At 46.2% G+C, this 26,386-nt stretch carries 19 protein-coding genes, 3 riboswitches and 1 other annotated feature; all 19 genes read left to right on the top strand.

The features are described from left to right. Window positions 1-58: 58 nt before the first annotated feature. The 19 genes from BN1080_RS12685 (at window position 59) to purF (ending at window position 26,384) form a co-directional block, all read left to right on the top strand. The gene (locus BN1080_RS12685; protein ID WP_052652490.1) at window positions 59-3,205 is read left to right on the top strand and encodes an EAL domain-containing protein; all 3,147 of its coding nucleotides are present in this window, start codon (window positions 59-61) and stop codon (window positions 3,203-3,205) included. 162 nt (window positions 3,206-3,367) lie between these two features. After that, the gene (gene ilvD / locus BN1080_RS12680; protein ID WP_052652488.1) at window positions 3,368-5,095 is read left to right on the top strand and encodes a dihydroxy-acid dehydratase; all 1,728 of its coding nucleotides are present in this window, start codon (window positions 3,368-3,370) and stop codon (window positions 5,093-5,095) included. Between the two features lie 441 nt (window positions 5,096-5,536). After that, window positions 5,537-7,006 carry a nicotinate phosphoribosyltransferase gene (locus tag BN1080_RS12675; RefSeq protein WP_052652486.1) on the top strand — a complete coding sequence of 490 codons (1,470 nt, stop codon included), beginning with the start codon at window positions 5,537-5,539 and terminating at the stop codon, window positions 7,004-7,006. Window positions 7,007-7,018: 12 nt separating this feature from the next. After that, entirely contained in the window at window positions 7,019-7,846 is an 828-nt protein-coding gene (gene nadE / locus BN1080_RS12670) for an ammonia-dependent NAD(+) synthetase (RefSeq protein WP_052652485.1), read from the top strand. Window positions 7,847-8,005: 159 nt separating this feature from the next. Next, window positions 8,006-8,956: an AAA family ATPase gene (locus tag BN1080_RS12665; protein ID WP_052652484.1), complete on the top strand. Its 951-nt coding sequence runs from the start codon at window positions 8,006-8,008 to the stop codon at window positions 8,954-8,956. Beyond that, on the top strand, window positions 8,953-10,167 hold the full coding sequence (locus BN1080_RS12660; protein ID WP_052652483.1) for a DUF58 domain-containing protein: 1,215 nt from the start codon (window positions 8,953-8,955) through the stop codon (window positions 10,165-10,167). Before BN1080_RS12665 ends, BN1080_RS12660 begins: the two co-directional genes overlap by 4 nt. Continuing rightward, window positions 10,164-12,356, top strand: coding sequence for a DUF4129 domain-containing transglutaminase family protein (locus tag BN1080_RS12655; RefSeq protein WP_052652482.1), 2,193 nt, complete (start codon window positions 10,164-10,166; stop codon window positions 12,354-12,356). Before BN1080_RS12660 ends, BN1080_RS12655 begins: the two co-directional genes overlap by 4 nt. Window positions 12,357-12,388: 32 nt before the next feature. Further along, window positions 12,389-12,490: riboswitch (purine riboswitch) on the top strand. Between the two features lie 126 nt (window positions 12,491-12,616). Then, window positions 12,617-14,155: a glutamine-hydrolyzing GMP synthase gene (gene guaA, locus BN1080_RS12650; RefSeq protein WP_052654614.1), complete on the top strand. Its 1,539-nt coding sequence runs from the start codon at window positions 12,617-12,619 to the stop codon at window positions 14,153-14,155. Window positions 14,156-14,279: 124 nt separating this feature from the next. Further along, a riboswitch (purine riboswitch) is annotated at window positions 14,280-14,381 on the top strand. A gap of 109 nt (window positions 14,382-14,490) precedes the next feature. After that, window positions 14,491-15,825, top strand: coding sequence for an NCS2 family permease (locus BN1080_RS12645; RefSeq protein ID WP_110925638.1), 1,335 nt, complete (start codon window positions 14,491-14,493; stop codon window positions 15,823-15,825). Window positions 15,826-16,540: 715 nt separating this feature from the next. Beyond that, window positions 16,541-16,851: a sequence feature (most likely nonfunctional fraction of RNA operon), on the top strand. A 310-nt stretch (window positions 16,852-17,161) separates the two neighbouring features. Next, complete coding sequence (locus BN1080_RS12630; protein ID WP_407674804.1) at window positions 17,162-17,683, top strand: DUF2179 domain-containing protein; 522 nt, start codon at window positions 17,162-17,164, stop codon at window positions 17,681-17,683. Continuing rightward, window positions 17,680-17,868, top strand: coding sequence for an NETI motif-containing protein (locus BN1080_RS12625; RefSeq protein WP_052652478.1), 189 nt, complete (start codon window positions 17,680-17,682; stop codon window positions 17,866-17,868). Before BN1080_RS12630 ends, BN1080_RS12625 begins: the two co-directional genes overlap by 4 nt. Window positions 17,869-17,953: 85 nt before the next feature. Next, a riboswitch (purine riboswitch) is annotated at window positions 17,954-18,053 on the top strand. Between the two features lie 136 nt (window positions 18,054-18,189). Beyond that, the gene (gene purE, locus BN1080_RS12620; protein WP_052652477.1) at window positions 18,190-18,678 is read left to right on the top strand and encodes a 5-(carboxyamino)imidazole ribonucleotide mutase; all 489 of its coding nucleotides are present in this window, start codon (window positions 18,190-18,192) and stop codon (window positions 18,676-18,678) included. Next, window positions 18,675-19,799, top strand: coding sequence for a 5-(carboxyamino)imidazole ribonucleotide synthase (gene purK, locus BN1080_RS12615; RefSeq protein WP_052652476.1), 1,125 nt, complete (start codon window positions 18,675-18,677; stop codon window positions 19,797-19,799). The genes purE and purK overlap by 4 nt, the downstream gene beginning before the upstream one ends. Before the next feature lie 17 nt (window positions 19,800-19,816). Next, complete coding sequence (gene purB, locus BN1080_RS12610) at window positions 19,817-21,112, top strand: adenylosuccinate lyase (protein WP_052652475.1); 1,296 nt, start codon at window positions 19,817-19,819, stop codon at window positions 21,110-21,112. Window positions 21,113-21,127: 15 nt separating this feature from the next. Continuing rightward, window positions 21,128-21,844 (top strand): phosphoribosylaminoimidazolesuccinocarboxamide synthase, encoded by a 717-nt coding sequence (purC, locus tag BN1080_RS12605; protein ID WP_052652474.1) that lies wholly within the window; start codon window positions 21,128-21,130, stop codon window positions 21,842-21,844. Continuing rightward, window positions 21,841-22,095 (top strand): phosphoribosylformylglycinamidine synthase subunit PurS, encoded by a 255-nt coding sequence (gene purS / locus BN1080_RS12600; RefSeq protein WP_052652473.1) that lies wholly within the window; start codon window positions 21,841-21,843, stop codon window positions 22,093-22,095. The genes purC and purS overlap by 4 nt, the downstream gene beginning before the upstream one ends. After that, window positions 22,092-22,775 carry a phosphoribosylformylglycinamidine synthase subunit PurQ gene (gene purQ / locus BN1080_RS12595; RefSeq protein WP_052652472.1) on the top strand — a complete coding sequence of 228 codons (684 nt, stop codon included), beginning with the start codon at window positions 22,092-22,094 and terminating at the stop codon, window positions 22,773-22,775. The genes purS and purQ overlap by 4 nt, the downstream gene beginning before the upstream one ends. Continuing rightward, a complete protein-coding gene (gene purL, locus BN1080_RS12590; protein WP_052652471.1) occupies window positions 22,759-24,987 on the top strand; it encodes a phosphoribosylformylglycinamidine synthase subunit PurL in 2,229 nt (742 codons plus the stop codon). The genes purQ and purL overlap by 17 nt, the downstream gene beginning before the upstream one ends. Further along, window positions 24,963-26,384, top strand: coding sequence for an amidophosphoribosyltransferase (purF, locus tag BN1080_RS12585; RefSeq protein WP_052652470.1), 1,422 nt, complete (start codon window positions 24,963-24,965; stop codon window positions 26,382-26,384). The genes purL and purF overlap by 25 nt, the downstream gene beginning before the upstream one ends. The last annotated feature ends 2 nt before the right edge of the window (window positions 26,385-26,386 follow it).

The following is a 26,386-nucleotide window of genomic DNA, read 5'->3' as shown; positions in this document are numbered from 1 at the left end:
AAATTTAAGGTATAATTATCAAGAATGTTAAGTGACATGTAGGAGATGGAAAAATTTAATGGCATCGTTTAGCCCGTTTTTGATCATATTATCCGTGCTTATAGCAATTTTTTCTTCTTATATTTCTCTCGTTTTAATTGGGAAATTGGCAGATGCAGCTGTAGAAAAACGTCAAATCTTTGTTTCAGCTGCCAGTGTATTTATGGGCCTTGGCATCTTTACCATGCATCTAATCGGAATGTCTGCTTTCCACACCTATGGGCAAGCGGATATCTCCTACCACGTGCTTTTGTTATTGGCGTCTTTAGCCATTTCCATTTTGGCATCATTCATCGCTTTTCAAGTGCTGTATAACGGAAAAGCGACCAAAGTTAATCTGATTTTCAGCAGCGCGATGCTGGGCCTCGGCATTATTTCTGGGCATTACATTGCAATGGCTTCCGTTCAGGGAGATGAAACCAGCCGGTTGAATTGGGGGTTCTTCATCTTATCGATTGCCGTTGCCCTTCTATTTTCAACAGGGGCAATTCAAATTTTCATGAATTTCAAGCGGCTGAACAAATTGCTAAGCCGGAAAGCGATAAGTGCGGTTTTATTGGGCATGGCAATTTCCTTGATGCATTATACGGCGATGAACGCAAATATCGTGGATCTGAATTTTTCTGCGGCGGGTCCCTTCTGGATTTCAGAAATGTATATTTTGAACTTGATCTTTGCCCTGTCAGCAGCGGTTATCGTGCTGGCAATGTTATTTGCCTATGCCGATTACCGGACCATCGCCGTCGAAAGCCGGCTGATTGAGGAAATGAAGGAAAGTGAAAACCGGTTTCGGAAACTGGTGGAGTTGTCGCCGGAGCCGATTGTTGTCCATAGCGGCGGGAAATTGATTTTTGTAAATGAAGCTTGTTTGAAAATGGTCGGCGTTGAAGACAAGAAACTTGTTTTGGGCAAGTCGATTCTCGATTTTGTGCCGCCGTCTTTTCAGCCGATTGTCAAAAAGCGGATTCACCATATGATGCAAGGCGGCAATGCGGCTCCGATCGAACAGCAATTCATCAAGCCGGACGGCACGTTAATTGATGTCGAAGTGACAGGAGCCCAAATGAAGTTTGAGGGCAAACCGGCTATTCAGCTGATTCTTCGCGATATCACGCTGGAAAAGAAAATCCGGATAGAGCTTGAAACGAGCGAGCAGCGGTATCAGTCGTTGTTCGCTTATAATCCGGACGGCGTGTTTTCGATGGATCACGAAGGCCGGCTGTTGAATGTTAATGAGGCCATCCTGGATCTTATTGGGTACACAAAAGAAGAGCTGATCGGCACTTCTTTCCAACCGCTCGTAGCTCCGCCGTATTTAACGGACGCAATTGAGCATTTTAATCAAGCCTTATTAGGATTTACACAGAACTATGAATTGCAATGCATCCGAAAAGACGGGGAATGGATCGACCTCCACATCACCAATCTGCCAATCAAAACGGATGGCGAAATCAATGGGGTATACGGTATTGCCAAAAACATCAAAAAAGAAAAAGAAGCTTTGCAGTTGATGGAAGAGAACGAAGAGAAATACCGTTCATTATTCGAAAACAATTTAGATGCGGTTTTTGAAATTGCGCTGGACGGATCGTTTAAAAACGTTAATAAACGCGGCGAAGAGTTAACGGGTTATACCGAAAACGAGCTTAGAAAAATTCCCTTCACCGAATTGATCGCCGAAAATATTTCACGTGTAATCGATGTGTTCGAATTAGCGAAGCAAGGCAATCCGCTGCAAGCTGAACAGAAGCTTCTGGACAAGGGACACAATGAATTCCTCATGGATTTAAATGTGGTGCCAATCCGCAAACAAGGAGAAGTGAATGGGGTATTCGCAATTACCCGGGATGTTTCGGAAAAAAAGCAACTGGAAAAAAGAATGAACGAATTGGCCTTTACCGATCAATTGACCGGCCTGCCGAATCGCCATTGGTTCTATGAAAATCTGGCCAAGGCTGCTGAGAAAGCAAAACGATATGACCGGACGCTTGCCGTGATGCTGATTGATTTCGATGATTTTAAAGGAGTGAATGACCTTTTAGGGCATCAAGGGGGCGACCTTTTCCTAAAAAAAGTATCCGAGCGCATCAAATCTTGTCTGCGTCCGTCTGACCGGTTGTCTCGGCATGGCGGCGATGAATTCATTGTGGCGTTCGAAAATGTGACTGAGGCTTATATGGACCGCCTGGCCCAGAAAATTTTTGAAGCCATGAAACAGCCTGTTGAATTATTTGAACATGAAATGATTGTTACGATCAGTATCGGCATCAGCATCCAAAGGGACCGGATGAGCAATGAAGAAACCTTGATCAGGGAAGCGGATTTTGCTTTATATTCAGCGAAAGAAAAGGGCAAAAATAATTATCAGTTTTTCACCCAGGACTTAAACCAGAAAGTTGTCCGCAAATACCAAGTGGAAAGCGCATTGCGAAAAGCTATCGCGAAAGATGAATTCAAATTCCATTACCAGCCGCAAGTAGATCTGCAAACGGAAAAATTAGTCGGACTCGAAGCGCTGCTGCGTTGGAATCCATCATTCGGTCCGGTTTCTCCCGTTGAATTCATTCCGATAGCGGAAGAGACAGGATTGATCTTGCCGATAGGCGAATGGGTACTGGAAGAAGCTTGCCGCCAGATCCAGGAATGGAAAGAATGCGGCAAACTGGGAGTCCGGGTATCGGTAAACGTTTCGGCCCGGCAATTCCGGGATTCTCAATTTAATCGGAAAGTCGAAGCGCTTTTGAAAAAATACCGAATTGACGCATCCCAACTGGAAATTGAAATTACGGAAAGCGTCATGATGAATATTGAAGAATCGTCCAAAGTGATCCGGCAGTTGAGGGAACTCGGCTTGAAAATCGCCATTGATGATTTTGGAGCCGGCTATTCATCGTTGACAGTCATCAAAAACATCGAAATCGATACATTGAAGATTGATAAATCGCTGATTGATGACATGCTTAACAATTCACGGAATCTCTCCATCTTGAAAGCCATTATTTCAGTAGGCAAAGGGCTGGACACATTAGTAGTGGTAGAGGGAATCGAAAAGGAAGAACAAGTGGAACTGCTCAAAGGCTTCGGCGTAATTGGCCAAGGCTATTTTTACAGCCGTCCGATGCCGCCGGCGAAACTTGAAAGCGACTGGATAGAAGCGGGCCGCTAAAAAATGAACAAGAAAGCTCCAGCAGATGCTGGAGCTTTTTATATAGAAGAAAAAGTTTGAATATTCTATGACAAAATATTCATTTGAGTGAATAAAAATTTTAATTCATTGAATTGTTTAAAAATTGCTCTATAATGAGTAAAAAGAAAGGATAGATGTCTAATGAAAAAGGATTTGCGCATCAAGAGTAAAGTATTCAGCGAAGGGGCCATGAAAGCGCCGAACCGGGCTATGCTCCGTTCCGTTGGAGTGACCGATGAAGATTTTCAAAAACCGATGATTGGGATAGCCAGTACATGGAGTGAAGTGACTCCGTGCAATATACATATTCATGATTTAGCAGTAAGCGCGAAAAAAGGAGCGAGAGAAGCAGGCGGTGTTCCGTTTATCTTCAACACCATTACCGTTTCAGATGGGATTTCCATGGGAACGGACGGCATGCGCTATTCCTTGCCTAGCCGCGATGTGATCGCCGATTCGATTGAAACGGTTGTTGGAGCGGAAAATTTGGATGGCTTAGTAGCCATCGGGGGCTGCGATAAAAACATCCCCGGCTGTTTGATCGCGATTGCCAACTCGGAAGTGCCGGCTGTTTTTGTCTACGGCGGCACCATTGCACCGGGCAAGCATAACGGCGGCGACATTGATATCGTCTCTGTTTTTGAAGGTGTCGGCCAGCATAATAATGGGGACATTTCGGATGATACTTTGCGTGGAATTGAATGTGCAGCATGCCCTGGAGCCGGTTCATGCGGTGGGATGTATACGGCGAACACCATGGCTTCGGCCGCAGAAGCCATGGGGATGAGTTTGCCGGGAAGTTCTTCAAACCCGGCGGAAAACAATTTGAAAGCAGCGGACTGCGAAGCAGCAGGAAGAGCCGTATACAACTTGCTGGAACTGGACATTTATCCGAAAGACATTATGACTAAAGAAGCGTTTGAAAATGCGATTACGGTCGTGATGGCGCTTGGCGGATCCACAAACGCGATTCTCCATTTATTGGCGATTGCCCATGCAATCGAAGTGGATTTGACTATCGACGACTTCAACCGTTTGCAAAAACAGGTGCCGCATATTGCAGACCTGAAACCAAGCGGACGATTCGTCATGGAAGATTTACATAGAGTGGGCGGGGTTCAAGCTGTAATGAAACTATTGCTTGAAAAAGGCTACTTGCACGGAGATTGCATGACGGTTACCGGCAAGACATTGGCCCAAAACTTGGCTGAAGCTCCTGGACTAGCTGAAGGGCAGGAAGTCATCGTGCCGTTTGAAAAGCCGAAACGTGCTGATGGCCCGCTCGTCGTATTAAAAGGAAATCTTTCGCCAAGAGGCGCGGTTGCGAAACTGTCGGGTGTCAAAGTGAAAGTCCATACTGGCCCAGCCCGCGTTTTTGATACAGAGAAAGAAGCGACGGCTGCCGTGATGGCGAACGAGATCAACGATGGCGACGTTCTGGTCATCCGCTACGTTGGGCCAAAAGGCGGTCCGGGAATGCCGGAGATGCTATCGATATCTGCGATTCTTGTCGGAAAAGGCATGGGCGAATCGGTTGCTTTATTGACGGATGGACGCTTTTCCGGAGGAACGCATGGCTTGGTGGTCGGGCATATTGCACCGGAAGCCCAAGTGGGTGGCCCGATTGCGTTGTTGAAAGAAGGCGATACCGTAACAATCGATTCCATCAAGCAGGAAATTACGATGGCTGTATCGGATGAAGAACTGGAAGCCCGCCGCAAAGCATGGACAGCGCCGCCTCTTTATAGAAAAGGGGTTCTTGGAAAATACGCGCATAACGTCTCTTGTTCTTCAAGAGGAGCTGTGACGGACTACTTAAATCGCCAGGAAGATGCATATGTACTGGAGTCAGCCGGAAAAACGAATTGAATGAAGCATTGGAAAAGGGATGCCCCCGTTTGGGGGCATCCCTTTGATTTTTTAAGGTAACATTAACTAATAGTTGATTTCAATTTTTCAACCCGTTCTAACGGGGAATCATTTCCATTGAAAGGATTAACTTTCTGTGCCGCGGTCATTGTTCCACTGGTGGCTTTCTAACTTAAGCAACGTAAACCCTACCTTCTTTTACGTCCTTGCGATCCTTAAATCGCGCCAGTGTGAATAAGTATGTTCAAAAACATTCCTGTAGAATGCCAGATTATCAATATTTTTCAGTTACCTCGTTGTTAACTGGTTAAGCATCTCATGTTTTTAAGTCTATGTCAATTAAATCGATTATTTGCGTTTTCTTTATTTGAAATGGGTCGATTAGGGTATAATTATAGAAATTAACTTGAAATTAACGACTTGTGGAAGAAGGAGATTCGAATGGAAAGAAAATATTCAGATGACAGTTTAACGCTACATACCGATTTGTACCAAATTAATATGTCCGAATCCTATTGGGCGGATGGCATGCATGAACGAAAAGCGGTATTTGAATTATTTTTCCGGAAGCTGCCTTTCGGCAATGGCTATGCCATTTTTGCGGGGCTGGAGCGCATTCTTGATTACTTGAAAGAATTCCGTTTTACAGACAGCGACTTGGCTTATTTAAAAGAAGAAGTCGGCTACGGAGACGATTTTCTGGCTTATTTGAAAACGGTCCGTTTTACAGGAGACATTTACTCCGTCGTAGAAGGGGAATTGGTTTTCCAGAATGAACCGCTTCTACGCATCGAAGCGCCTTTAGTTGAAGCTCAATTGATCGAAACGGCGCTCTTGAATATCGTCAATTACCAAACTTTGATTGCGACAAAAGCAAGCCGCATCAAACAGATTGTCAAAGGCGAACGGGTGATGGAATTTGGGACGCGGCGCGCACAGGAAATGGATGCGGCTGTTTGGGGAACGCGCGCTGCCTATATCGGCGGCCTTGAAGCGACCAGCAATGTCCGTGCAGGGAAAATGTTCGGCATTCCGGTGGCAGGCACGCATGCCCATTCACTTGTCCAAGCCTATAAAGATGAATACGAAGCTTTCCATTCGTATGCGAAGCGCCATAAAGACTGTGTGTTCCTGGTGGATACATATGATACGTTGAAATCCGGCCTTCCTACTGCAATCCGCGTCGCGAAAGAGTTGGGCGATAAGATTAATTTCCAAGGAATCCGTCTAGACAGCGGAGATATTGCGTTTTTATCAAAAGAAGCCCGGAAGATGCTGGATGAAGCAGGCTTCACGGATGCTCAAATTGTCGTCTCCAATGATCTTGATGAATATACCATCCTCAACTTAAAAGCCCAAGGCGCGCGGGTAGATGCATGGGGAATTGGAACAAAGCTGATTACGGCATATGACCAGCCGGCTCTTGGAGCTGTCTACAAATTGGTGGCAATCGAAAACGACCATGGCGAAATGGAAGATACGATTAAAATTTCCGGAAACGCTGAAAAAGTGACAACACCTGGACTTAAAAACGTTTATCGCATCATTGATAGGGAAAATGGTAAATCTGAAGGGGATTACATCACCATGCAAGATGAAAATCCGGCTGCTGAAGACCATTTGAAGATGTTCCATCCGGTCCATACGTACGTGTCCAAGTTTGTCAGCAATTTTGACGCCGTCAATATCCATCAGCAAGTCATTAAAAACGGGGAACTGATTTACGAAAACCCTCCATTGGAAAAAATCCAGGCGTATGCAAACAGCAATATGGATTTGTTATGGGACGAATACAAGCGTTCATTGAATCCGGAAGAATATCCGGTCGATCTCAGCCAGAAATGTTGGGACAATAAAATACGCAATATCCAGGAAGTGAAAGACTCCATTCAGCAAATGACCAGCAAATAAGGGGGAATTCAAATGTCGACATTACAGCAAACGATTATTGAAGAACTTAAAGTTCAGCCAACCATTGATCCTAAAGAGGAGATCAGCCGGACTGTATCCTTTCTGAAAGAATACTTAGTGAAGCACCCGTTTTTGAAGGGATATGTGCTCGGCATTTCAGGCGGACAAGATTCCACTTTGGCTGGCAAGCTTGCCCAAATGGCAGTGGATGAGTTGAACGCTGAAAGCGGAGAAGGCAAATACGGGTTTTATGCGGTGCGCCTGCCGTACGGCGAGCAGTTTGATGAACATGATGCCCAGGACGCCATCAATTTCATCAAGCCGACGAAAGTATACACTGTCAATATTAAAGGGGCAGTAGATGCCAGCAAAAAAGCGTTGGATGAAGCAGGCATTACCCTTACGGATTTCGCAAAAGGCAATGAAAAAGCCCGCGAGCGCATGAAAGTGCAGTTTTCGCTTGCGGCTATGCAAAATGCGGTGGTTCTCGGAACGGACCATGCGGCTGAAGCCATCACCGGATTTTACACGAAATTCGGCGACGGGGCAGCGGATGTCACGCCATTGTTCCGATTGAACAAGCGCCAAGGCCGGGCGTTGTTGAAAGAGCTGGATGCGCCTGAGCATTTATACACGAAAATTCCGACGGCCGATTTGGAAGAAGACAAACCGGCTATTCCGGATGAAGTGGCTTTAGGACTGACATATGAAATGATTGATGATTATCTGGAAGGGAAAAAAATCCCGGAAGATGCCCGCGAAAAATTGGAAGGCTATTATCTGCGTACGCAGCATAAGCGCCATTTGCCGATTACGGTATTCGATGATTTCTGGAAATGAACCAAAATGGACAGAGCCTTTTAAAGGCTCTGTTTTTAATTGTGGAAAAAGACCTGTATGAAAGGAAGAGGAGTTGAGAAATTCCTATAAATTCGTTATGCTTATGATAAGTTTTAGACAATTTTAAATTTTATTTATTATTCATTGGGGGCAGTGAGCATGGATGCTAAAGATCGGTTAAATGCAGTAATTGATAATATAGAAAAAGTAATAATCGGGAAACGAAATATTGCCGAACTCAGTATCGTCGCCATGCTTTCACATGGGCATGTGCTTTTGGAGGACGTTCCCGGGGTCGGGAAAACCATGTTGGTAAGGGCCCTTGCTAAATCAGTCGGCGCCGATTTTAAGCGCATTCAATTTACACCGGACCTTTTGCCTTCAGACGTCATCGGTGTTTCCATCTACAATCCGAAAGATATGGAATTCCATTTCCGCCCTGGACCGATCATGGGCAATATTGTTTTAGCGGATGAAATCAACCGAACTTCCCCGAAGACACAATCCTCTTTGCTAGAAGCGATGGAAGAAGCTTCTGTCACAATTGATGGTGTCACGATGACGATTCCCAAACCCTTTTTTGTTATGGCAACTCAAAATCCCATTGAATATGAGGGGACGTATCCGCTCCCGGAAGCGCAGCTCGACCGTTTCTTGTTGAAAGTGAAAATGGGCTATCCGAGTTCGAAAGAGGAAGTGGAAGTGTTGAGCCGCTCGCAGCTATCGGTGCCGATAGACGAACTGGAAGCCGTTATTTCATTGGATGAATTATTGCATCTCCAAGAAGAGGCGAAAAAGATCAAAGTGGAAGATTCGATTAAAAGCTACATCGTCGATTTGGCGCGCCAAACGCGAATTGACCCTTATGTCTATTTAGGGGTGAGCCCGCGGGGATCGATTGCGTTGATGAAAGCTTCCCAAGCTTATGCCATGTTGAAAGGGAGAAACTATGTAACGCCGGATGATGTGCAATATTTGGCGAAGTTTGTTTTTGGCCATCGCATCATGCTCCGCTCAGAAGCGCGGTATGACGGCATTACGGCAGAAGAAATCACAGAGCGAATCCTGGCGAAAACGAGAGTGCCTGTACAAAGGCTTGTTGGCCAATGAAGCGCTTGCCCAATTTCGTGAATTTGTGGGGAAGGCTGCTTTTCATCATTCTGATCCTGATTTTCACTTTTTCATTTGCGATGTTCCAAGGCGGTTTTGTCAGCTGGTTTATTTTTTATATGACATTGCCGTTCTTACTATATTCTTTATTGATGACTTTTTATCCCATCCAGGACATCCAGCTTTCCCGGGAAATCCATACGGCTCAAATCAGAAAGGGCGGAAATTTTTCAGCAACGATCCATGTCCAACGGAAATTCCGTTTTCCTTTGCTGTATATGGTCATGTCTGAAAAGACCGATTCCCCGTTGCTGAAAAATCGGGCAGATGGAAGCTATCAGAAAATGCTGGTGCCAGGTTTCAGAAAAGCTTATTCCTGGTCTTATGAAATACCGGATATGCCGCGCGGTGAACATGTGCTAGAAGGCATTCAAGTAGAGATTGCCGACTTTTTTGGCTGGGTAAGGAAAACCCGGCTTTTGCCGTTGCAGCAGAAAGTACTGGTGTATCCGAATACAGTGGATATTGCTTACCGGCCCATGGAGGCGAAATATGACCATGGCAGCATGGCGGCTCCTTTTACGCTGGTGAAGGATACAACGATGGCAACCGGCATCAGGGATTATCATCCCGGCGACCGGGTTTCCTGGATTCACTGGAAATCGTTTGCCCGGACGCAGACGATGCGGACGAAAGAATTTGAAGACCGCCAGTCGCAGGATCTGTTTTTGATGGATGACCGTGCGCCTTCGGATAAATTTGAAATCCAAATAGAACTGATAGCTTCGATCATCAAGTCCATTATTGGCGCCAATTCGAGTTTGGCTTATCTGTCGATTGGAGAAACGAAAAACTATTTTCCGGTTATCCAAACCGAGGAGCAGCTGCAGCGCGTGATGTATCACTTGGCGAAAGTCCAGCCGGATCTTGAAATTCCGGTGGAGCAAGCGGTGAACCGGGAGCTTCAGGAAATCCATGCATCCAGTCTGCTCTATGTAACAAGCCATTTAACATTGGAAATGGTGAAGACGATTCAGCGCAATGTCAAACAACTAAATACCTGTATGTTTTTGGTTGTGGCTGCAAAAGGCGAGAAGTTCACATCCACAGATGAAATGACGTATCAATATGCAAGATCCAAAGGGTTCCTTATCAAACGGTTAAGCCCAGAAAACTTTACTTCCGTATTTACAGGAGGGAGCGGAAAATGAGCGCCATTCGTAAAAACACATGGTTTATGGCTTGTTTATATATTCTTGTCTTTTTCCTGCTGGCAGAATGGCTGACTCCGGTTATGACGTTGACATCAACCGGGCATAAAACGCTGTTTCTGGTCTTCATCGTTCTAGGGCTCTTGATGGCATTGTTCAAAGTGCCGTGGATGATATCCGGACCGGTTAAACTGCTCTATATCGTTTGGTTTATTGTCCACGTCTATACGGACGCGTTTTTCTTTTCAAAAGACGCGATTGCTTTTGTATGGTCAGACATGCAAATCAATTCTCAAGCCCTATTCTCGCAGAACTGGGCACAGACTACCGATATCTTCCGGACGGTCCTGTTCTTTGCGCTGCTGTGGATGGCGGTTTACTTGATCCATTATTGGGTCAGCTTCCGCTTAAGCATTTTCCTGTTTTATTTTTTTACGGTCCTGTTCATCGCGGTATTGGATACGTTCAGTCCGTATACAGGAAATACAGCCATTATCCGCATCATGGTCATCGGCTTGCTGCTTGCCGGTTTGCTGCATTTAGCGAGATGGACCGAACGGCATCATATTGAATTGAGTGGAGATAAGATTGCGGCTTCCGTCATTCCGTTATTTTTAGCGATAGCCGGAACAACGGCCGTCGCACTGTATTTGCCGAAAGCCGGACCGGTTTGGCCGGACCCGGTTCCATTTATCACCTCATTTTCAAGCCAAGCCGGCAGCGGGACAGACGGCAATTCAGTGGGCCGGATCGGCTACGGAGTGGATGATTCGCAACTAGGCGGATCGTTTATAGGCGACAGTTCGCCTGTATTTACTGCGGAAGTGGACGATGGACAATATTGGAAAGTCGAATCCAAAGATATCTATACGTCAAAAGGGTGGGAATTGACCCAAAATGTCGGAGATGTCGCAGTTTATGAAAATGGCGATTTTATCAAAACTGATTTCGTACCCGGGGAAGCGGGAGAAGAAGATACCGCAGTCATTACGATGGACCAAAATTTCCCATTCGTGTTGTATCCATACGGAACGGAATCGATCCAAATGGCCGATTCGCCGAATTACCAATACGATGCAGCCGACCAGCGGATTGAAACATTTCAGCAAGGAAATGTTTTTGAACCGCAATCTTATGAGATCAGCTATAGCGAACCTTCGTTCAGTTTAACGGCGCTTCGTGCCACCGCACCGGAGAATTTAGCGGAATTGCCGGCATCGCTTGACCGATTTCTGCAGTTGCCCGATGAATTGCCGCAGCGCGTCCGTGATTTAGCTATTGAAATCACTTCATCCGCAACGACGGTCTACGATAAAACGAGAGCGGTTGAACGGTATTTTTCCAATGGCAGCTTTGAATACAGCCAACTGGATATACCGGTTCCAGAAGAGGGCCAGGATTATGTAGACCAATTTCTTTTTGAAACCCAAAGAGGCTATTGCGATAACTTTTCGACTTCCATGGTGGTGCTTTTGCGCTCGTTGGATATTCCTGCAAGATGGGTGAAAGGATTCAATGAAGGTGAATTGCTGGAAACGGAAGGGACGCGTGATATTTACCAAATCACGAACAACAATGCCCATTCCTGGGTGGAAGCATATATGCCTGGAGTAGGCTGGATGCTTTTTGAGCCGACGATCGGGTTTACAGGTTCCTCGGAAGTTGAGTTTGATGTGGAAGTGGATGCTACGGATCCGGTTGAACGCGAACAGCCTGAACGGCCTAATCCGATTGAAGAAGAGGACGACAGTGCTGCAGCAACAACTGAGGAAGACAATGGCCCGAATTTATGGGACCGAGCCGCAGATATGTGGAATGAAAATAAGGCGAAAATTTTATGGAGTGCTGCTGGACTGTTGGTTTTAGCAGGCGTTCTCTATAAGATTCGCCAGAAATGGCTCCCGAAAGTGTTGATTCCTTACTATCGAAGCCGCGGGGAAAACGCTTCTACATTTGAAAAAGCGTATTTGCGTTTATTGAAACAATTGGAATTATATGGGATTAAGAGGAGGGAAGGGCAGACTTTGAAATCCTATGCTTCCTATATCGATTCGTTTTTCGGCACAAGCGATATGACACGTTTAACGCGTGCTTATGAACAAGCGGTCTACGGCGGAAATCCGGAATCCGTTGACTGGAGCGAGCTACAAGAAAGTTGGGAAAATTTAATCAATCGCACAAGCGGTTGATTTTGAGGGCGCTAGCTTGTACAATTGAGAAAATTATAATTTACAAGTGCCCTCATATATGTCCGGTGATATGGATCGGATGTCTCTACCAAGTCTCCGGAAATGACTTGACTATGAAGGTGGATGACGCATGCTTTCAGACATGTGCATTCGCCTTTTTGATGTAGAGCAGAAGAACGCGAGGAGTCTATTTTCGCGTTCTTTTGTTATTTTGAGGCCTGAAAAGAATAGAAGAGGTGAAGAGTGTGCCAGCAAGTCCGATGTTAAAAGAGCAAAAGAAAATAGTGGTTTTGGATTTTGGAAGCCAGTACAACCAATTGATTACACGGCGTATTCGTGAAATTGGCGTATACAGTGAGTTGCATCCCCATACGATAACAGCTGAAGAAATCAAAGATATGAATGCGACCGGTATCATTTTCTCGGGCGGACCAAATTCTGTCTATGATAAGAACGCTTTTTCAATTGATGAAGCAATTTTTGAAATGGGACTTCCAATTTTAGGGATCTGCTATGGTATGCAATTAATGGCATTAAAGCTAGACGGCAAAGTTGAAAAAGCGCAAAACCGTGAATACGGCAAAGCGGAACTTAAACTGATCAAAGAAAGCGGCGTTTTCGAAGGTTTGCCGGAAGAGCAGATCGTCTGGATGAGCCATGGCGATTTGGTTACTGCTGCACCTCCAGGATTTGAAGTTACCGGTACGAGCGAAAGTTGCCCGATCGCTTCGATGGCAGACGAATCACGCAAATTCTACGGCGTACAGTTCCATCCGGAAGTTCGCCATTCGGTCTACGGCAATGAATTGCTGCGCCAATTCGTCTTTGGTGTTTGCGGCATGACGGATGACTGGTCCATGGAAAACTACATCGAATTGGAAATCGAAAAAATCCGTGAAGAAGTAGGGGACAAAAAAGTCCTTTGCGCACTTAGCGGCGGCGTCGATTCATCGGTAGTAGCGGTTCTGATCCACAAAGCGATTGGCGACCAGTTGACTTGCATGTTTGTTGACCACGGTTTGCTGCGCAAAGGCGAAGCGGAAAGTGTCATGAAAACTTTCGCTGACGGCTTTAACATGAACGTCATTAAAATCGATGCACGCGAACGCTTCCTGAAAAAGCTTGAAGGCGTTACAGATCCAGAGAAAAAACGCAAAATCATCGGCAATGAATTCATTTATGTTTTCGATGACGAAGCTTCGAAACTTGAAGGCATGGATTTCTTGGCTCAAGGCACACTTTATACGGATATCATCGAAAGCGGCACCACAACTGCCCAAACGATAAAATCCCACCACAATGTGGGTGGACTTCCGGAAGATATGCAATTTAAGCTGATCGAACCATTGAATACATTGTTCAAAGATGAGGTCCGCGTTTTAGGAACAGAACTTGGCATGCCTGATGAAATCGTATGGCGCCAACCTTTCCCGGGTCCAGGTCTTGGAATTCGGATCATGGGAGCAGTTACAGAAGAAAAACTGGAAATCGTCCGTGAATCTGATTGGATTCTGCGGGATGAAATCAGCAAAGCTGGACTTGACCGTGACGTTTGGCAATACTTTACGGTGCTTCCGGATATCCGCAGCGTAGGCGTTATGGGAGATGCCCGTACGTATGATTATGCAATCGGCATCCGTGCCGTCACATCCATCGACGGCATGACTTCAGACTGGGCGCGCATCCCTTGGGACGTACTGGAAAAAATCAGTGTCCGTCTTGTCAACGAAGTTTCGCATATTAACCGTGTACTGTATGACATTACTTCTAAGCCGCCTGCAACAATTGAGTGGGAATAATATATATAGAAGAAAGCTGAAATGCCTTTGTGGCATTTCAGTTTTTTTACGAACTTTATATGTGGTTTTTTAATAAATGTTCGTGTTTAGTGTTGTTTTGGATGAATATTCATGATATATTACAAAAGTAATTAAATAACGTTGTCGTATAATGTCGGGGATATGGCCCGAAAGTTTCTACCGAGTTACCGTAAATGACTCGACTACGATTTTGTCCTTTCTGAACAAAGGACCTTTTTAAGGAGTTTTACGCTTAAAAAGATAAATCGAACACATACGGCAAACCGCTGTATGTGTTTTTTGCATTATCGCGACGACAAGCGGAGGAAAAATTGATGAAAAGTTATTTTCAGTTTGATGAACTGGGGACAAATTACCGCAAAGAAATAATTGGCGGATTAACCACTTTCTTAGCGATGGCTTATATTTTAGTGGTCAACCCTCTAACGCTCACCTTGAGTTCAGTACCTGATCTTCCAGAAGAAATGTACATGGATTATGGTTCTGTGTTTATGGCGACGGCACTTGCTGCAGCAGTAGGCTGTTTCATGATGGGGATCATAGCCCGTTATCCGATCGCTTTGGCTCCAGGTATGGGCTTAAATGCATTTTTCGCTTATACAGTTATCTTAACGTATGGAATTCCATGGCAAACAGCGTTAACAGGTGTTTTATTTTCCGGACTTATTTTTATCGTCTTATCTTTATCCGGTTTGCGTGAGCTGATCATCAATGCGATTCCTGCTGAATTGAAATATGCAGTGGGCGCTGGGATTGGACTATACATCACCTTCATCGGTTTTCAAAATGCCGGAATAATTGTCGGCAATCCCGACACTTTGGTCGGTTTAGGTGATTTGACACAGCCTTCGACTTTGTTGGCGATTTTTGGTTTGGTGATCACGGTCATCTTTATGGTGCGCGGCATTAATGGCGGAATATTTTTTGGTATGTTGATTGCGGCAGTAATCGGAATGATATTCAGCATCGTTGAGTTGCCAAGCGCGATTGTTGGAGAAATTCCAAGTATGGCTCCGACGTTTGGCGTGGCATTGGAACCGATTTTCAACGATCCAGGTTCATTGATGACTATTCAGTTCCTTGTAGTTGTTCTTACATTCTTGTTTGTCGACTTTTTTGATACAGCCGGAACTTTGGTGGCAGTTGCCAATCAAGCGGGGTTGATGAAAGACAATAAGCTGCCTCGGGCTGGTAAAGCTTTATTAGCGGATGCGGTAGCTACAGTAAGCGGCGCTATTTTCGGAACTTCCACAACAACTTCTTATATCGAATCGACTTCCGGTGTTGCCGCAGGAGGCCGCTCAGGATTTTCTGCTGTCGTCACAGGCGTGCTATTCTTAGTTTCGATTCTTTTCTATCCGCTCTTAGAAGTAATCACAAGTGCTGTAACGGCTCCAGCTTTAATTATTGTCGGGGTGTTAATGGTTTCAGCATTAGGAAAAATCGATTGGACAAGATTTGAAATTGCGGTGCCGGCATTTCTAACGATGATTTCCATGCCTCTTGGCTATAGCATCGCCACAGGTATTGCAATTGGATTCATCTTCTACCCGATCACGATGATTTTTGCTGGTAAAGCGAAACAAGTTCACCCAATTATGTATGGGTTGTTTGTTATCTTCATTCTCTATTTCATTTTCTTAGTTTAAACGAAGTCCGCCGAATGATTCGGCGGATTTTTGTTTTATATAGAAGAAACTCATTTCAACTTGAAAAAAAAGATCGAACCAATCCTGCTTGTTCATTAATAAATTTTCTAAATGAAGGAAGGAGCCATCAAGAAAATAAAATACAGGAAGATAAGCATAAGAAGCCGTTAAAAGATTCAATGTAAAGAGGATTATTCCATTCATTTTTGTAACACGTTTGTAATTTTATTTATAGAATTTTCTGTTATAATAAGAAATGTGAACGCTCTATTAATTTTATGATTATCATTTAAAATCTGTTGACAAAAATAAAGAGTGTTTGGTATATTAATAAGCGTCCTCAAAACAACTTGATCGAAACGAAATTATAAATTTTATAAAGTAGTTGACATCGAAATTGAATTGAGCTATACTAATAAAGTTGCTGAGAAAAAGTAGCGACAACATGAACCTTGAAAACTGAACAGCAAAACGTCAACAAAAGACGTCACGAGCGCTTCGGCGCGAGAACGGCTTTTGCGAGGGTTGCCGTTAGGCAATCGGAGCAAGGCTGCTTTCACCCAAGTGTTCGTGACTTACCATACTGATCAGGCTCAGCCAGATCGAAGCGAATCGTGCGCCTCTTTGGAGGCGGCGATGCGCCAGCATTGAGCAATCAATACTACTCTATAATGGAGAGTTTGATCCTGGCTCAGGACGAACGCTGGCGGCGTGCCTAATACATGCAAGTCGAGCGGAACTGGGGGAGCTTGCTCCTTCCGGTTTAGCGGCGGACGGGTGAGTAACACGTGGGCAACCTGCCCTGCAGATCGGGATAACTCCGGGAAACCGGTGCTAATACCGAATAGTTTGGCGCCTCTCCTGAGGCGCTACGGAAAGACGGTTTCGGCTGTCACTCTGAAAAAAAGAGTCCAGTGATGATGGCAAAGAGGCCACACCCGTTCCCATCCCGAACACGGAAGTTAAGCTCTTTTGCGCCGATGGTAGTTGGGGGTCTCCCCCTGTGAGAGTAGGACGTCGCTGGGCCCTGAATCAGTCGTTACCGTAGCCGGTAACGGCTTTTTTTGTGGTTTCTTACATATTATTGGTTTAAGTGAATTCGCATTTATTCTTTCCCTCTCGTTCGCCTCTTTTATTAATTTCGCAATTTCTCATTAGCTAGCACAGAATTGCTTTGAAAAAATGCATTTTAAACAGAGAAGTTTATGAGAATTTCCTGTGGAACGTAGTAAATTCTTCTGATGTTCCTTGCAATTGCTTACCAACTCTACTAGTATGAAACATGAATCTTTACAGGGAAGAAAGGGTGCAAAAAGTGGATATTAATCCGTGGTTAATGGTCTTGATTATTTTTTCCATCAATATCGTCTATGTCTCGTTCTTTACCATTCGCATGATCATGACGTTAAAAGGATACCGGTATTTAGCAGCAGCGGTCAGTATGGTGGAGACGGTTATTTATATAGTAGGTTTAGGGTTAGTATTGGATAATTTAGACCAAATTCAAAATTTGATCGCCTATGCCATCGGCTATGGGTCCGGTGTTATTGTCGGATCGAAAATTGAAGAAAAGATGGCGTTGGGCTATATTACGGTAAATGTTATTACCAGTGATGAGGATCCGCTTCTTCCTAAGAAATTGCGGGAAAAAGGCTATGGGGTAACGGATTGGGTAGCAAACGGCATGGAAGGCGGACGCCACTCGATGCAGATACTCACACCGCGGAAAATGGAACTTCAGTTGTACGCTACTATTAAAGAGCTTGACCCGAAAGCGTTTATCATTGCATATGAACCGAAAACGATTCATGGCGGGTTCTGGGTGAAACAAGTAAAGAGAGGGAAATTGTTTAAATGAGTAAGAAGACAGTCTGGTTCGAAGTCGGCGAAAATGAAACGATGGATGCCTGTTTGGAGCGAATGAAACAGGCCGGCTATGCAGCTGTTGGGCGAAAAGAAGAGCCGTTGTTTGAAGAAATTGATGGCAAACCGGTTCCTATACGCCAAATCGTGAAATTCAAAGGCATGAAATTAAGTGAATAAGTAAATATTTGTTATAAAGACGAACGTTTGTCGTTTTATAAGTATAATCGTTCGACTTTATCGTTGACTCCTCAGTTGTCTCTTGTTATGATGATTGTGGATACCCCATATATGCAGAAGAATTGGCTTCTGCGTTTCTACCAAGACACCGGAATGTCTGGACTATGCGGGAAAGCAACTTATGGATACTTGGCGAAAATGTGCCTATTTGTGTTGTTGGCATTTAACTCGTCTTATGGGAAAGTCCTTAAGTAAACTGCTTTTCACGTTATGTGAGCAGTTTATTTAAGGGCTTTTATTTGTTTTAAAGGAGAGATAGTGATGAATCCACAGATTGGCGTCATTATGGGAAGCTCAAGCGATTGGGAAACAATGAAACATACATGTGATATTTTGGATGAACTCAACATCAGCTATGAAAAACAAGTAGTGTCGGCTCATCGAACTCCTGATCTTATGTTTAGCTATGCAGAAGAGGCGAGAGAGAAAGGCTTGCATGTGATTATCGCGGGTGCCGGCGGAGCAGCTCATTTGCCTGGCATGGTCGCAGCCAAAACGACACTGCCCGTTATTGGCGTACCCGTTCAGTCAAAAGCACTAAAGGGATTGGATTCTCTTCTGTCTATCGTCCAAATGCCAGGAGGCGTCCCGGTAGCGACAGTGGCCATCGGAAAAGCAGGAGCTGTAAATGCAGGCTTATTGGCTGCGCAAATCCTCGGAACAACGGATGCTGCAGTAGCGGAAGCGCTGGAAAAAAGAAGAAAGCGGACGCATGATGAAGTCTTGAAAAGCACAGGTGATTTGCAATGACTAAAATTATTTTGCCGGGACAGACGATCGGTATCATCGGCGGCGGCCAGCTTGGCCGGATGATGGCTATGGCTGCCAAAGAAGCCGGATTTAAAATTGCCGTGTTAGATCCAGCTATGGATTCACCGACCGGACAAATTGCGGATATTCAAATCGTAGCTCCTTATAATGATTTGCACGCACTTGAAGAGTTGGCTGAAGCAAGCGACGTTATCACTTACGAATTTGAAAATATCGACGTGGCAGGTTTGGGAAAGCTAAGTGAAATCGCTTATGTGCCGCAAGGGTCGGAATTGATCCGCGTTACCCAGAATCGCATCTACGAAAAACAAGCGATTGCTGACGCAGGAGTACCGATTGCGGACTATATCACGGCTTCCACTTATAGCGAGTTAGAAGAGAAAAGTGATCAGCTCACTTTCCCCTTTGTAGTTAAAACAGCAAGGGGCGGATACGACGGCAAAGGGCAGCAAACGATCCATTCGAAGGCGGAATTGCCATTAGCGGAACCGCTGTTTGAGAACGGGGAATGTGTAGCAGAATCATTTATTGATTTTACAAAAGAGATTTCGGTGATTATTCAACGCAATGTACACGGGGCTATGGAAATTTTGCCAATCGGTGAGAATATCCATAAAGACCATATTCTCCACCAAACGATTGTGCCAGCTTGGGTTTCGGATGCAACGATCGAGCAGGCGAAGGACGCAGCGAATAAAATCGCGAGCCATTTGGAGATGATTGGCACACTCGCAGTTGAAATGTTTGTTTTGGAGAATGGAGACATACTTGTGAATGAGCTTGCACCTCGCCCGCACAACTCCGGACATTATTCCATCGAAGGGACGAATATCTCACAGTTCCACCAGCACATCCGGGCCATTTGTGGCTGGCCGCTCCGAGCACCGAAACTATGGGCAGATACCGTGATGGTGAATATTCTTGGCGAACATGTCGCACCTTTGACTTCTAAGATTTCGCAGTACCCGAACTGGTCAGTCCATCTCTACGGCAAGGATGAGGCGAAGCATAAACGCAAAATGGGCCATGTTACAATATTAACGGAAGACCTGAAAGGGACTTTACTAGAAATCGAAGAATCCGGCATTTGGCCGGAATAATTGGAGGAAACTGAATTATGATCGCACGTTACACAAGACCCGAAATGGGCGCAATTTGGACAGACGAAAACCGCTACAATGCTTGGCTGGAAGTCGAGATTTTAGCGTGTGAAGCCTGGGCAGAAATTGGCGATATTCCAAAAGAAGATGTCGTGAAAATCCGCCAGAACGCTTCATTTTCAGTAGACCGCATTTTGGAGATTGAAGAAGAAACGCGCCACGATGTCGTTGCATTTACGCGTGCCGTGTCTGAAACGCTGGGCGAAGAACGCAAATGGGTGCATTACGGCCTGACGTCTACCGATGTGGTCGATACTGCCCTGTCTTATTTAATCAAACAGGCAAATACAATCATTCGTAAAGATTTGACAAATTTTATTGAAATTCTGGCTAATAAAGCCAAAGAACATAAAATGACCGTCATGATGGGCCGTACACATGGGGTTCATGCTGAGCCGACAACGTTCGGTTTGAAACTGGCCTTGTGGCACGAAGAAATGAAACGCAATTTGGAGCGCTTCGAAGCAGCGGCTAAAACAATCGAAACCGGCAAGATGTCAGGGGCTGTCGGAACATACGCGAATATCGATCCGTTTGTTGAAGAATATGTCTGCAAACAATTAGGGCTTGCAGCTTCTCCGATTTCGACGCAAACTTTGCAGCGCGACCGCCATGCGCAGTACATGAGCACCCTTGCTTTGATTGCGACATCGATTGAGAAGTTTGCGACAGAAATCCGCGGCCTTCAAAAATCGGAAACGCGCGAAGTAGAGGAATTCTTCGCAAAAGGGCAAAAAGGATCTTCAGCGATGCCGCATAAACGCAATCCGATCGGTTCTGAAAACATGACCGGCCTTGCGCGTTTGATCCGCGGCTATATGGTTACCTCTTATGAAAACGTCTCGCTTTGGCACGAACGCGACATTTCGCATTCTTCTGCAGAGCGTGTGATTTTGCCGGATGCCACGATTGCTTTGAACTATATGTTAAACCGTTTCGGCAATATCGTGAAGAATTTGACGGTGTTCCCGGAAAATATGAAGCGCAACATGGATTCGACGCTTGGCCTGATTTATTCGCAGCGCGTGCTGTTGGCGTTGATCGACAAAGGCATGGCACGCGAAGCAGCTTATGATACGGTTCAGCCTTGTGCGATGGAAGCGTGGGAAAATCAGACGCATTTCCGCAAAATCGTGGAAGCGAACGACACGATCACTTCCCAATTGTCGAAAGAGGAATTGGATGATTGCTTTGACTACAACCATCACTTGCAGCAAGTGGACATGATTTTCAACCGGCTTGGATTAAACTAAACGGAGGCTTCTCACATGGAAAAAGGTCAGCTATTGTACGAAGGCAAGGCAAAACGCTTATATGCAACGGACGAACAGGATATTTTATGGGTGGAATACAAAGATTCAGCAACAGCTTTTAACGGAGAAAAGAAAGCGGAAATTGCCGGCAAAGGCATGTTGAACAATAAAATCACATCATTGATTTTCGAAAGATTGCAAGGAGCGGGCATTGCTTCGCATTTTGTTGAACAATTGTCTGGCCATGAGCAGCTCGTGCGGCAAGTGGCGATCATTCCGGTCGAAGTCGTGACGCGTAATATCGTTGCCGGCAGCATGGCGAAGCGCTTCGGCTTAGAAGAAGGAACCGTTTTGAAAAAGCCGGTCGTCGAGTTTTATTACAAGGACGACGAACTCGGCGATCCGATCATGACAGAAGACCATATTGAAATGCTGGAACTCGCAACAACTGAAGAAATTCAGGAACTGCGTGAAAAAGCGCTGAAGGTCAATGACGTCCTGATCGGCTTCTTTAAGGAAGTCGGCGTGGATTTAGTGGACTTTAAAATTGAATTCGGCCGTGATCAAGACGGCCGGATTTTATTGGCAGATGAAATCTCACCCGATACATGCCGTTTGTGGGATGCCGAAACGAAACAGAAACTGGACAAAGATGTATTTCGCCGGGATCTGGGTAATTTAACGGAAGCGTATGAACTCATTTTAGCGAAACTGGGAGGACAACATTCATGAAAAAGGTAAACATCTACGTCACTTTGCGCGAAAGCGTATTGGATCCGCAAGGGTCTGCAGTTATGGGATCTCTTCATAAAATGGGGTACGCGGAAGTGAAAGACGTCCGGATCGGCAAATACTTGGAACTGGTCATTTCGGATGAGGTGCAGGACATTGACGCACATGTAAACGAAATGTGCCAAAAATTATTGACGAACACGGTGATTGAAGATTACCGTTTTGAAATTGAGGAGGCTGTCTCGCAATGAAATTCGCAGTAATCGTATTTCCTGGGTCCAATTGTGATTTGGACATGTACCATGCGGTCAAGGATGAACTGGGGGAAGAAGCAGAGTACGTATGGCATGATTCAACAGATTTAAGCGGTTATGACGGGATTTTATTGCCAGGCGGGTTTTCATATGGCGATTACTTGCGCTGCGGCGCGATTGCACAGTCATCGGCAGTGATGGATGAAGTGAAAAAAGCGGCAGAGGCGGGCAAACCGATTCTCGGCATTTGCAACGGATTCCAAATTTTGACGGAGGCAGGCCTTCTTCCGGGCGTATTGCTCCGCAATAAAAACTTGAAGTTTATGTGCAAGACAGTGGGATTGAAAGTAGAGAACGCCAATACGCTGTTCACGAACGAATATGAAAAGGGACAGGAAATCCAAATTCCAATCGCACACGGCGAAGGGAACTACTATTGCGACGATGCCACTTATGAGCAGTTGAAACAGAACAATCAAATCGTCTTTTCCTATGCAGACGATTTTAACGGCAGCCGCAACAACATCGCAGGAATCGTCAATGAGCGCGGCAATGTGCTCGGCATGATGCCGCATCCGGAGCGTGCCGTATCCGACCTGATCGGCGGCAGCGACGGCTTGGCATTATTCAAATCAATCGTGAAACAGTGGAGGGAAGCAAATGTCAGTCATGCTTGAGCCAAATACTGAGCAGATCAAAGAACAGAAAATCTATCAGCAAATGGGATTATCCGATTCGGAATTCGCCATGGTGGAGAAAATTTTAGGCAGAACGCCGAATTACACAGAAACCGGTTTATTTTCGGTCATGTGGTCGGAACATTGCTCCTATAAAAATTCAAAACCGGTCCTATCCAAATTCCCGACGAAAGCGCCGCGTGTCTTGCAAGGGCCCGGTGAAGGCGCAGGAATTGTAGACATTGGCGACGGCCAGGCCGTGGTCTTTAAAATGGAATCCCATAACCACCCGTCAGCGATTGAGCCTTACCAGGGAGCAGCAACAGGAGTCGGCGGCATTATCCGCGACGTCTTTTCCATGGGCGCACGTCCGATTGCGATGTTGAACTCGCTGCGTTTTGGTGAATTGACGACATCGCGCGTGAAGTATTTGTTTGAAGAAGTGGTAGCTGGCATTGCTGGATATGGCAACTGCATCGGCATTCCGACGGTTGGGGGCGAAGTCCAGTTCGACGACTCCTACGACGGCAACCCACTTGTCAACGCCATGTGCGTCGGCTTGATCGACCATGAAGACATCCAAAAAGGCGTGGCGTCCGGCGTCGGCAACCCGGTCATGTATGTGGGCGCGAAAACAGGGCGCGACGGCATCCACGGTGCAACTTTTGCATCGGAAGAATTGACGGAATCATCGGGCGATAACCGCCCGGCGGTGCAAGTTGGAGATCCGTTCATGGAGAAACTATTGCTTGAAGCGTGTTTGGAACTTGTGAAATCCGATGCACTGGTCGGCATCCAGGACATGGGGGCGGCAGGACTGACTTCCTCTTCGGCAGAAATGGCTTCCAAAGCGGGATCCGGCATCGAAATGAATCTGGATCATGTGCCGCAGCGGGAAACCGGCATGACGGCTTATGAAATGATGCTGTCGGAATCCCAGGAACGCATGCTGATTGTCGTGAAAAAAGGCCGCGAGCCGGAAATCGTTGAATTGTTCGAGAAATACGGATTGGATGCCGTGACAGTCGGCACGGTAACGGACGACTCGACTTTGCGTTTATTGCATAAAGGGGAAGTGGTCGCTGAAGTGCCGGTTGATGCACTTGCTGAAGATGCGCCGGTCTACCATAAACCGTCGAGTGTGCCAGCTTACTTTAACGAGTATCAGCAAATGGACACCGCAGAACCGAACGTGGCGGACTACAGCGAAACCTTGAAGGCGTTATTAGAACAGCCGACGATTGCTTCAAAAGAATGGGTCTATGACCAGTACGACCATCAAGTCCGCACGAGCACAGTCGTCAGCCCGGGATCAGACGCAGCAGTCATCCGCGTGCGCGGCACGAATAAAGGCCTCGCGATGACAACGGACTGCAACTCCCGCTACATCTATTTGGATCCGGAAACAGGCGGCAAGATTGCGGTCGCAGAAGCTGCACGCAATGTCGTCGTATCGGGGGCAAAACCGCTCGCGATCACCGATTGCTTGAACTTCGGAAATCCGGAAAAGCCGGAAATCTTCTGGCAGCTGGAAAAAGCGGCAGACGGCATGTCTGAAGCGTGCACGATCCTCGATGCACCGGTTATCGGCGGGAACGTTTCTTTATACAATGAAACAAACGGCACGGCGATTTACCCGACGCCGACGATCGGTTTGGTCGGGTTAGTGGAAGACCTGTCGCATGTCACGACGCAAGATGCGAAAAAAGCAGGGGACCTTGTGTATTTGATTGGAGAAAGCTTTACTGAATTTGGCGGAAGTGAGCTGCAGAAAATGGTCGAAGGACGCATTTTCGGAAAAGCGCCGGCGATTGACTTGAACGTGGAAGCAAAGCGCCAACAGCAGATTTTAGAAGCGATCCAAAAAGGCTTCGTTGCATCTGCCCATGATGTTGCAGAAGGCGGGGTTGCAGTCGCGCTTGCGGAAAAAACATTCGGCAACGGACTCGGAATCGAAGCAGTACTTTCCGGATCAGCGACCACGGCTCTTTTCAGTGAATCGCAGTCGCGCTTTATCCTGACCGTTTCTCCCGACAAGGCAGAAGCGTTCGAACAAGCGGTTGCAGATGCCAAGCGAATCGGGACAGTCACAGATAGCGGGACATTGACGATCAAAAGCGAAGACGGCTCCGTTTGGATCGATGATTCAGTCGAAGCCCTTCGTACAGCTTGGAAAGGAGCTATCCCATGCTTGCTGAAATCAGAGGGTTAAATGAAGAATGCGGCATTTTCGGAATCTGGGGACATGCCAATGCAGCGCAGCTTTCGTACTACGGGCTGCATGCCTTGCAGCATCGCGGCCAAGAAGGCGCAGGGATTGTTTCGACCGATAAAAATTATTTAAAAGCGCTAAAAGGCGAAGGCATGGTCAGCGAGGTCTTTACACCGGAGAAAATTGAAGCGATCGCAGGCACAGGGGCAATCGCCCATGTCCGCTACGCAACAGCAGGAGGAAGCGGAATTGAAAACGTCCAGCCTTTGCTGTTCAATTCGACCACCGGCAGCCTGGCCATTTCCCATAACGGCAATTTGGTCAATGCGACGGAATTAAAAAGCCATTTGGAACGCCAAGGCAGCATCTTCCAAACCACTTCGGATACGGAAGTGCTCGCGCATTTAATTAAACGCAGCGGCTATGCAACGTTTGAAGAGCAGGCGAAAAATGCACTGTCTTTCCTAAAAGGGGCGTTTGCCTGTGTGATTTTGAAAGAAGAAGCGATGTATGTTGCGCTTGACCCGAACGGCCTGCGCCCGCTTTCCCTTGGGAAACTGGGAGACGCCTGGGTCGTCGCTTCAGAAACCTGCGCTTTTGATATCATCGGGGCGGAATTTGTCCGTTCGGTAGAGCCGGGTGAGTTTTTGGTGATCACGGACGACGGCTTGCGGGCGGAACGTTTTGCGTACCCGCAGGAACGGTCTATCTGTACGATGGAATATGTCTACTTCTCGCGTCCGGATTCGGACATTGACGGCATCAACGTGCACGCAGCACGGAAACGCCTCGGGAAACAATTGGCGAAAGAAATCCACATCGATGCAGATGTGGTGACAGGCGTTCCGGATTCCAGCATTTCGGCAGCGATCGGATTTTCAGAAGAAAGCGGCATCCCTTATGAGCTTGGGTTGATCAAAAACCGCTACGTCGGCCGGACATTTATCCAGCCTTCCCAAGATTTGCGTGAACAAGGCGTGAAAATGAAATTATCTCCGGTGCGCCAAGTCGTAAAAGGCAAACGCGTCATCATGGTGGACGATTCAATTGTGCGTGGAACGACGTCGCGGCGCATTGTGAATTTGCTGAAAGATGCAGGAGCGACGGAAGTGCATGTGGTGATCAGTTCACCGCCAATCAAGAGCCCTTGCTTTTACGGCATCGACATTTCCACTTCGGGCGAACTGATCGCAGCGAACAATTCGGTGGAAGAAATGCGCGAAATCATCGGCGCGGATTCGCTGACGTTTTTGTCAGTGGACGGCATGGTGCAAAATATCGGAAGAACCGATCCAGGTCCAAAATGCGGCCATTGCCTAGCGTGCTTTACAGGCGAGTACCCGACGAATATTTTTCCGGATACGGTGCTGCCGCATGAAAAAGAGAAAGTGAAATAAGG

The sequence above is a fragment of the Planococcus massiliensis genome (genome assembly GCF_000821325.1).
Taxonomy (GTDB): Bacteria; Bacillota; Bacilli; order Bacillales_A; family Planococcaceae; genus Planococcus; species Planococcus ruber.
Note: the sequence above shows the minus strand (reverse complement) of the source record. Positions and strands in the feature narration are given on the sequence as shown.

Coding starts and splice junctions, on each gene's coding strand:
- BN1080_RS12630 (WP_407674804.1), top strand. CDS start 17,162: ATGGTCTTGATTATTTTTTCCATCAATATCGTCTATGTCTCGTTCTTT.
- purS (WP_052652473.1), top strand. CDS start 21,841: ATGAAAAAGGTAAACATCTACGTCACTTTGCGCGAAAGCGTATTGGAT.
- BN1080_RS12655 (WP_052652482.1), top strand. CDS start 10,164: ATGAGCGCCATTCGTAAAAACACATGGTTTATGGCTTGTTTATATATT.
- BN1080_RS12645 (WP_110925638.1), top strand. CDS start 14,491: ATGAAAAGTTATTTTCAGTTTGATGAACTGGGGACAAATTACCGCAAA.
- guaA (WP_052654614.1), top strand. CDS start 12,617: ATGTTAAAAGAGCAAAAGAAAATAGTGGTTTTGGATTTTGGAAGCCAG.
- purQ (WP_052652472.1), top strand. CDS start 22,092: ATGAAATTCGCAGTAATCGTATTTCCTGGGTCCAATTGTGATTTGGAC.
- purE (WP_052652477.1), top strand. CDS start 18,190: ATGAATCCACAGATTGGCGTCATTATGGGAAGCTCAAGCGATTGGGAA.
- nadE (WP_052652485.1), top strand. CDS start 7,019: ATGTCGACATTACAGCAAACGATTATTGAAGAACTTAAAGTTCAGCCA.
- purF (WP_052652470.1), top strand. CDS start 24,963: ATGCTTGCTGAAATCAGAGGGTTAAATGAAGAATGCGGCATTTTCGGA.
- purK (WP_052652476.1), top strand. CDS start 18,675: ATGACTAAAATTATTTTGCCGGGACAGACGATCGGTATCATCGGCGGC.
- BN1080_RS12625 (WP_052652478.1), top strand. CDS start 17,680: ATGAGTAAGAAGACAGTCTGGTTCGAAGTCGGCGAAAATGAAACGATG.
- BN1080_RS12665 (WP_052652484.1), top strand. CDS start 8,006: ATGGATGCTAAAGATCGGTTAAATGCAGTAATTGATAATATAGAAAAA.
- purL (WP_052652471.1), top strand. CDS start 22,759: ATGTCAGTCATGCTTGAGCCAAATACTGAGCAGATCAAAGAACAGAAA.
- BN1080_RS12685 (WP_052652490.1), top strand. CDS start 59: ATGGCATCGTTTAGCCCGTTTTTGATCATATTATCCGTGCTTATAGCA.
- ilvD (WP_052652488.1), top strand. CDS start 3,368: ATGAAAAAGGATTTGCGCATCAAGAGTAAAGTATTCAGCGAAGGGGCC.
- purC (WP_052652474.1), top strand. CDS start 21,128: ATGGAAAAAGGTCAGCTATTGTACGAAGGCAAGGCAAAACGCTTATAT.
- BN1080_RS12675 (WP_052652486.1), top strand. CDS start 5,537: ATGGAAAGAAAATATTCAGATGACAGTTTAACGCTACATACCGATTTG.
- purB (WP_052652475.1), top strand. CDS start 19,817: ATGATCGCACGTTACACAAGACCCGAAATGGGCGCAATTTGGACAGAC.
- BN1080_RS12660 (WP_052652483.1), top strand. CDS start 8,953: ATGAAGCGCTTGCCCAATTTCGTGAATTTGTGGGGAAGGCTGCTTTTC.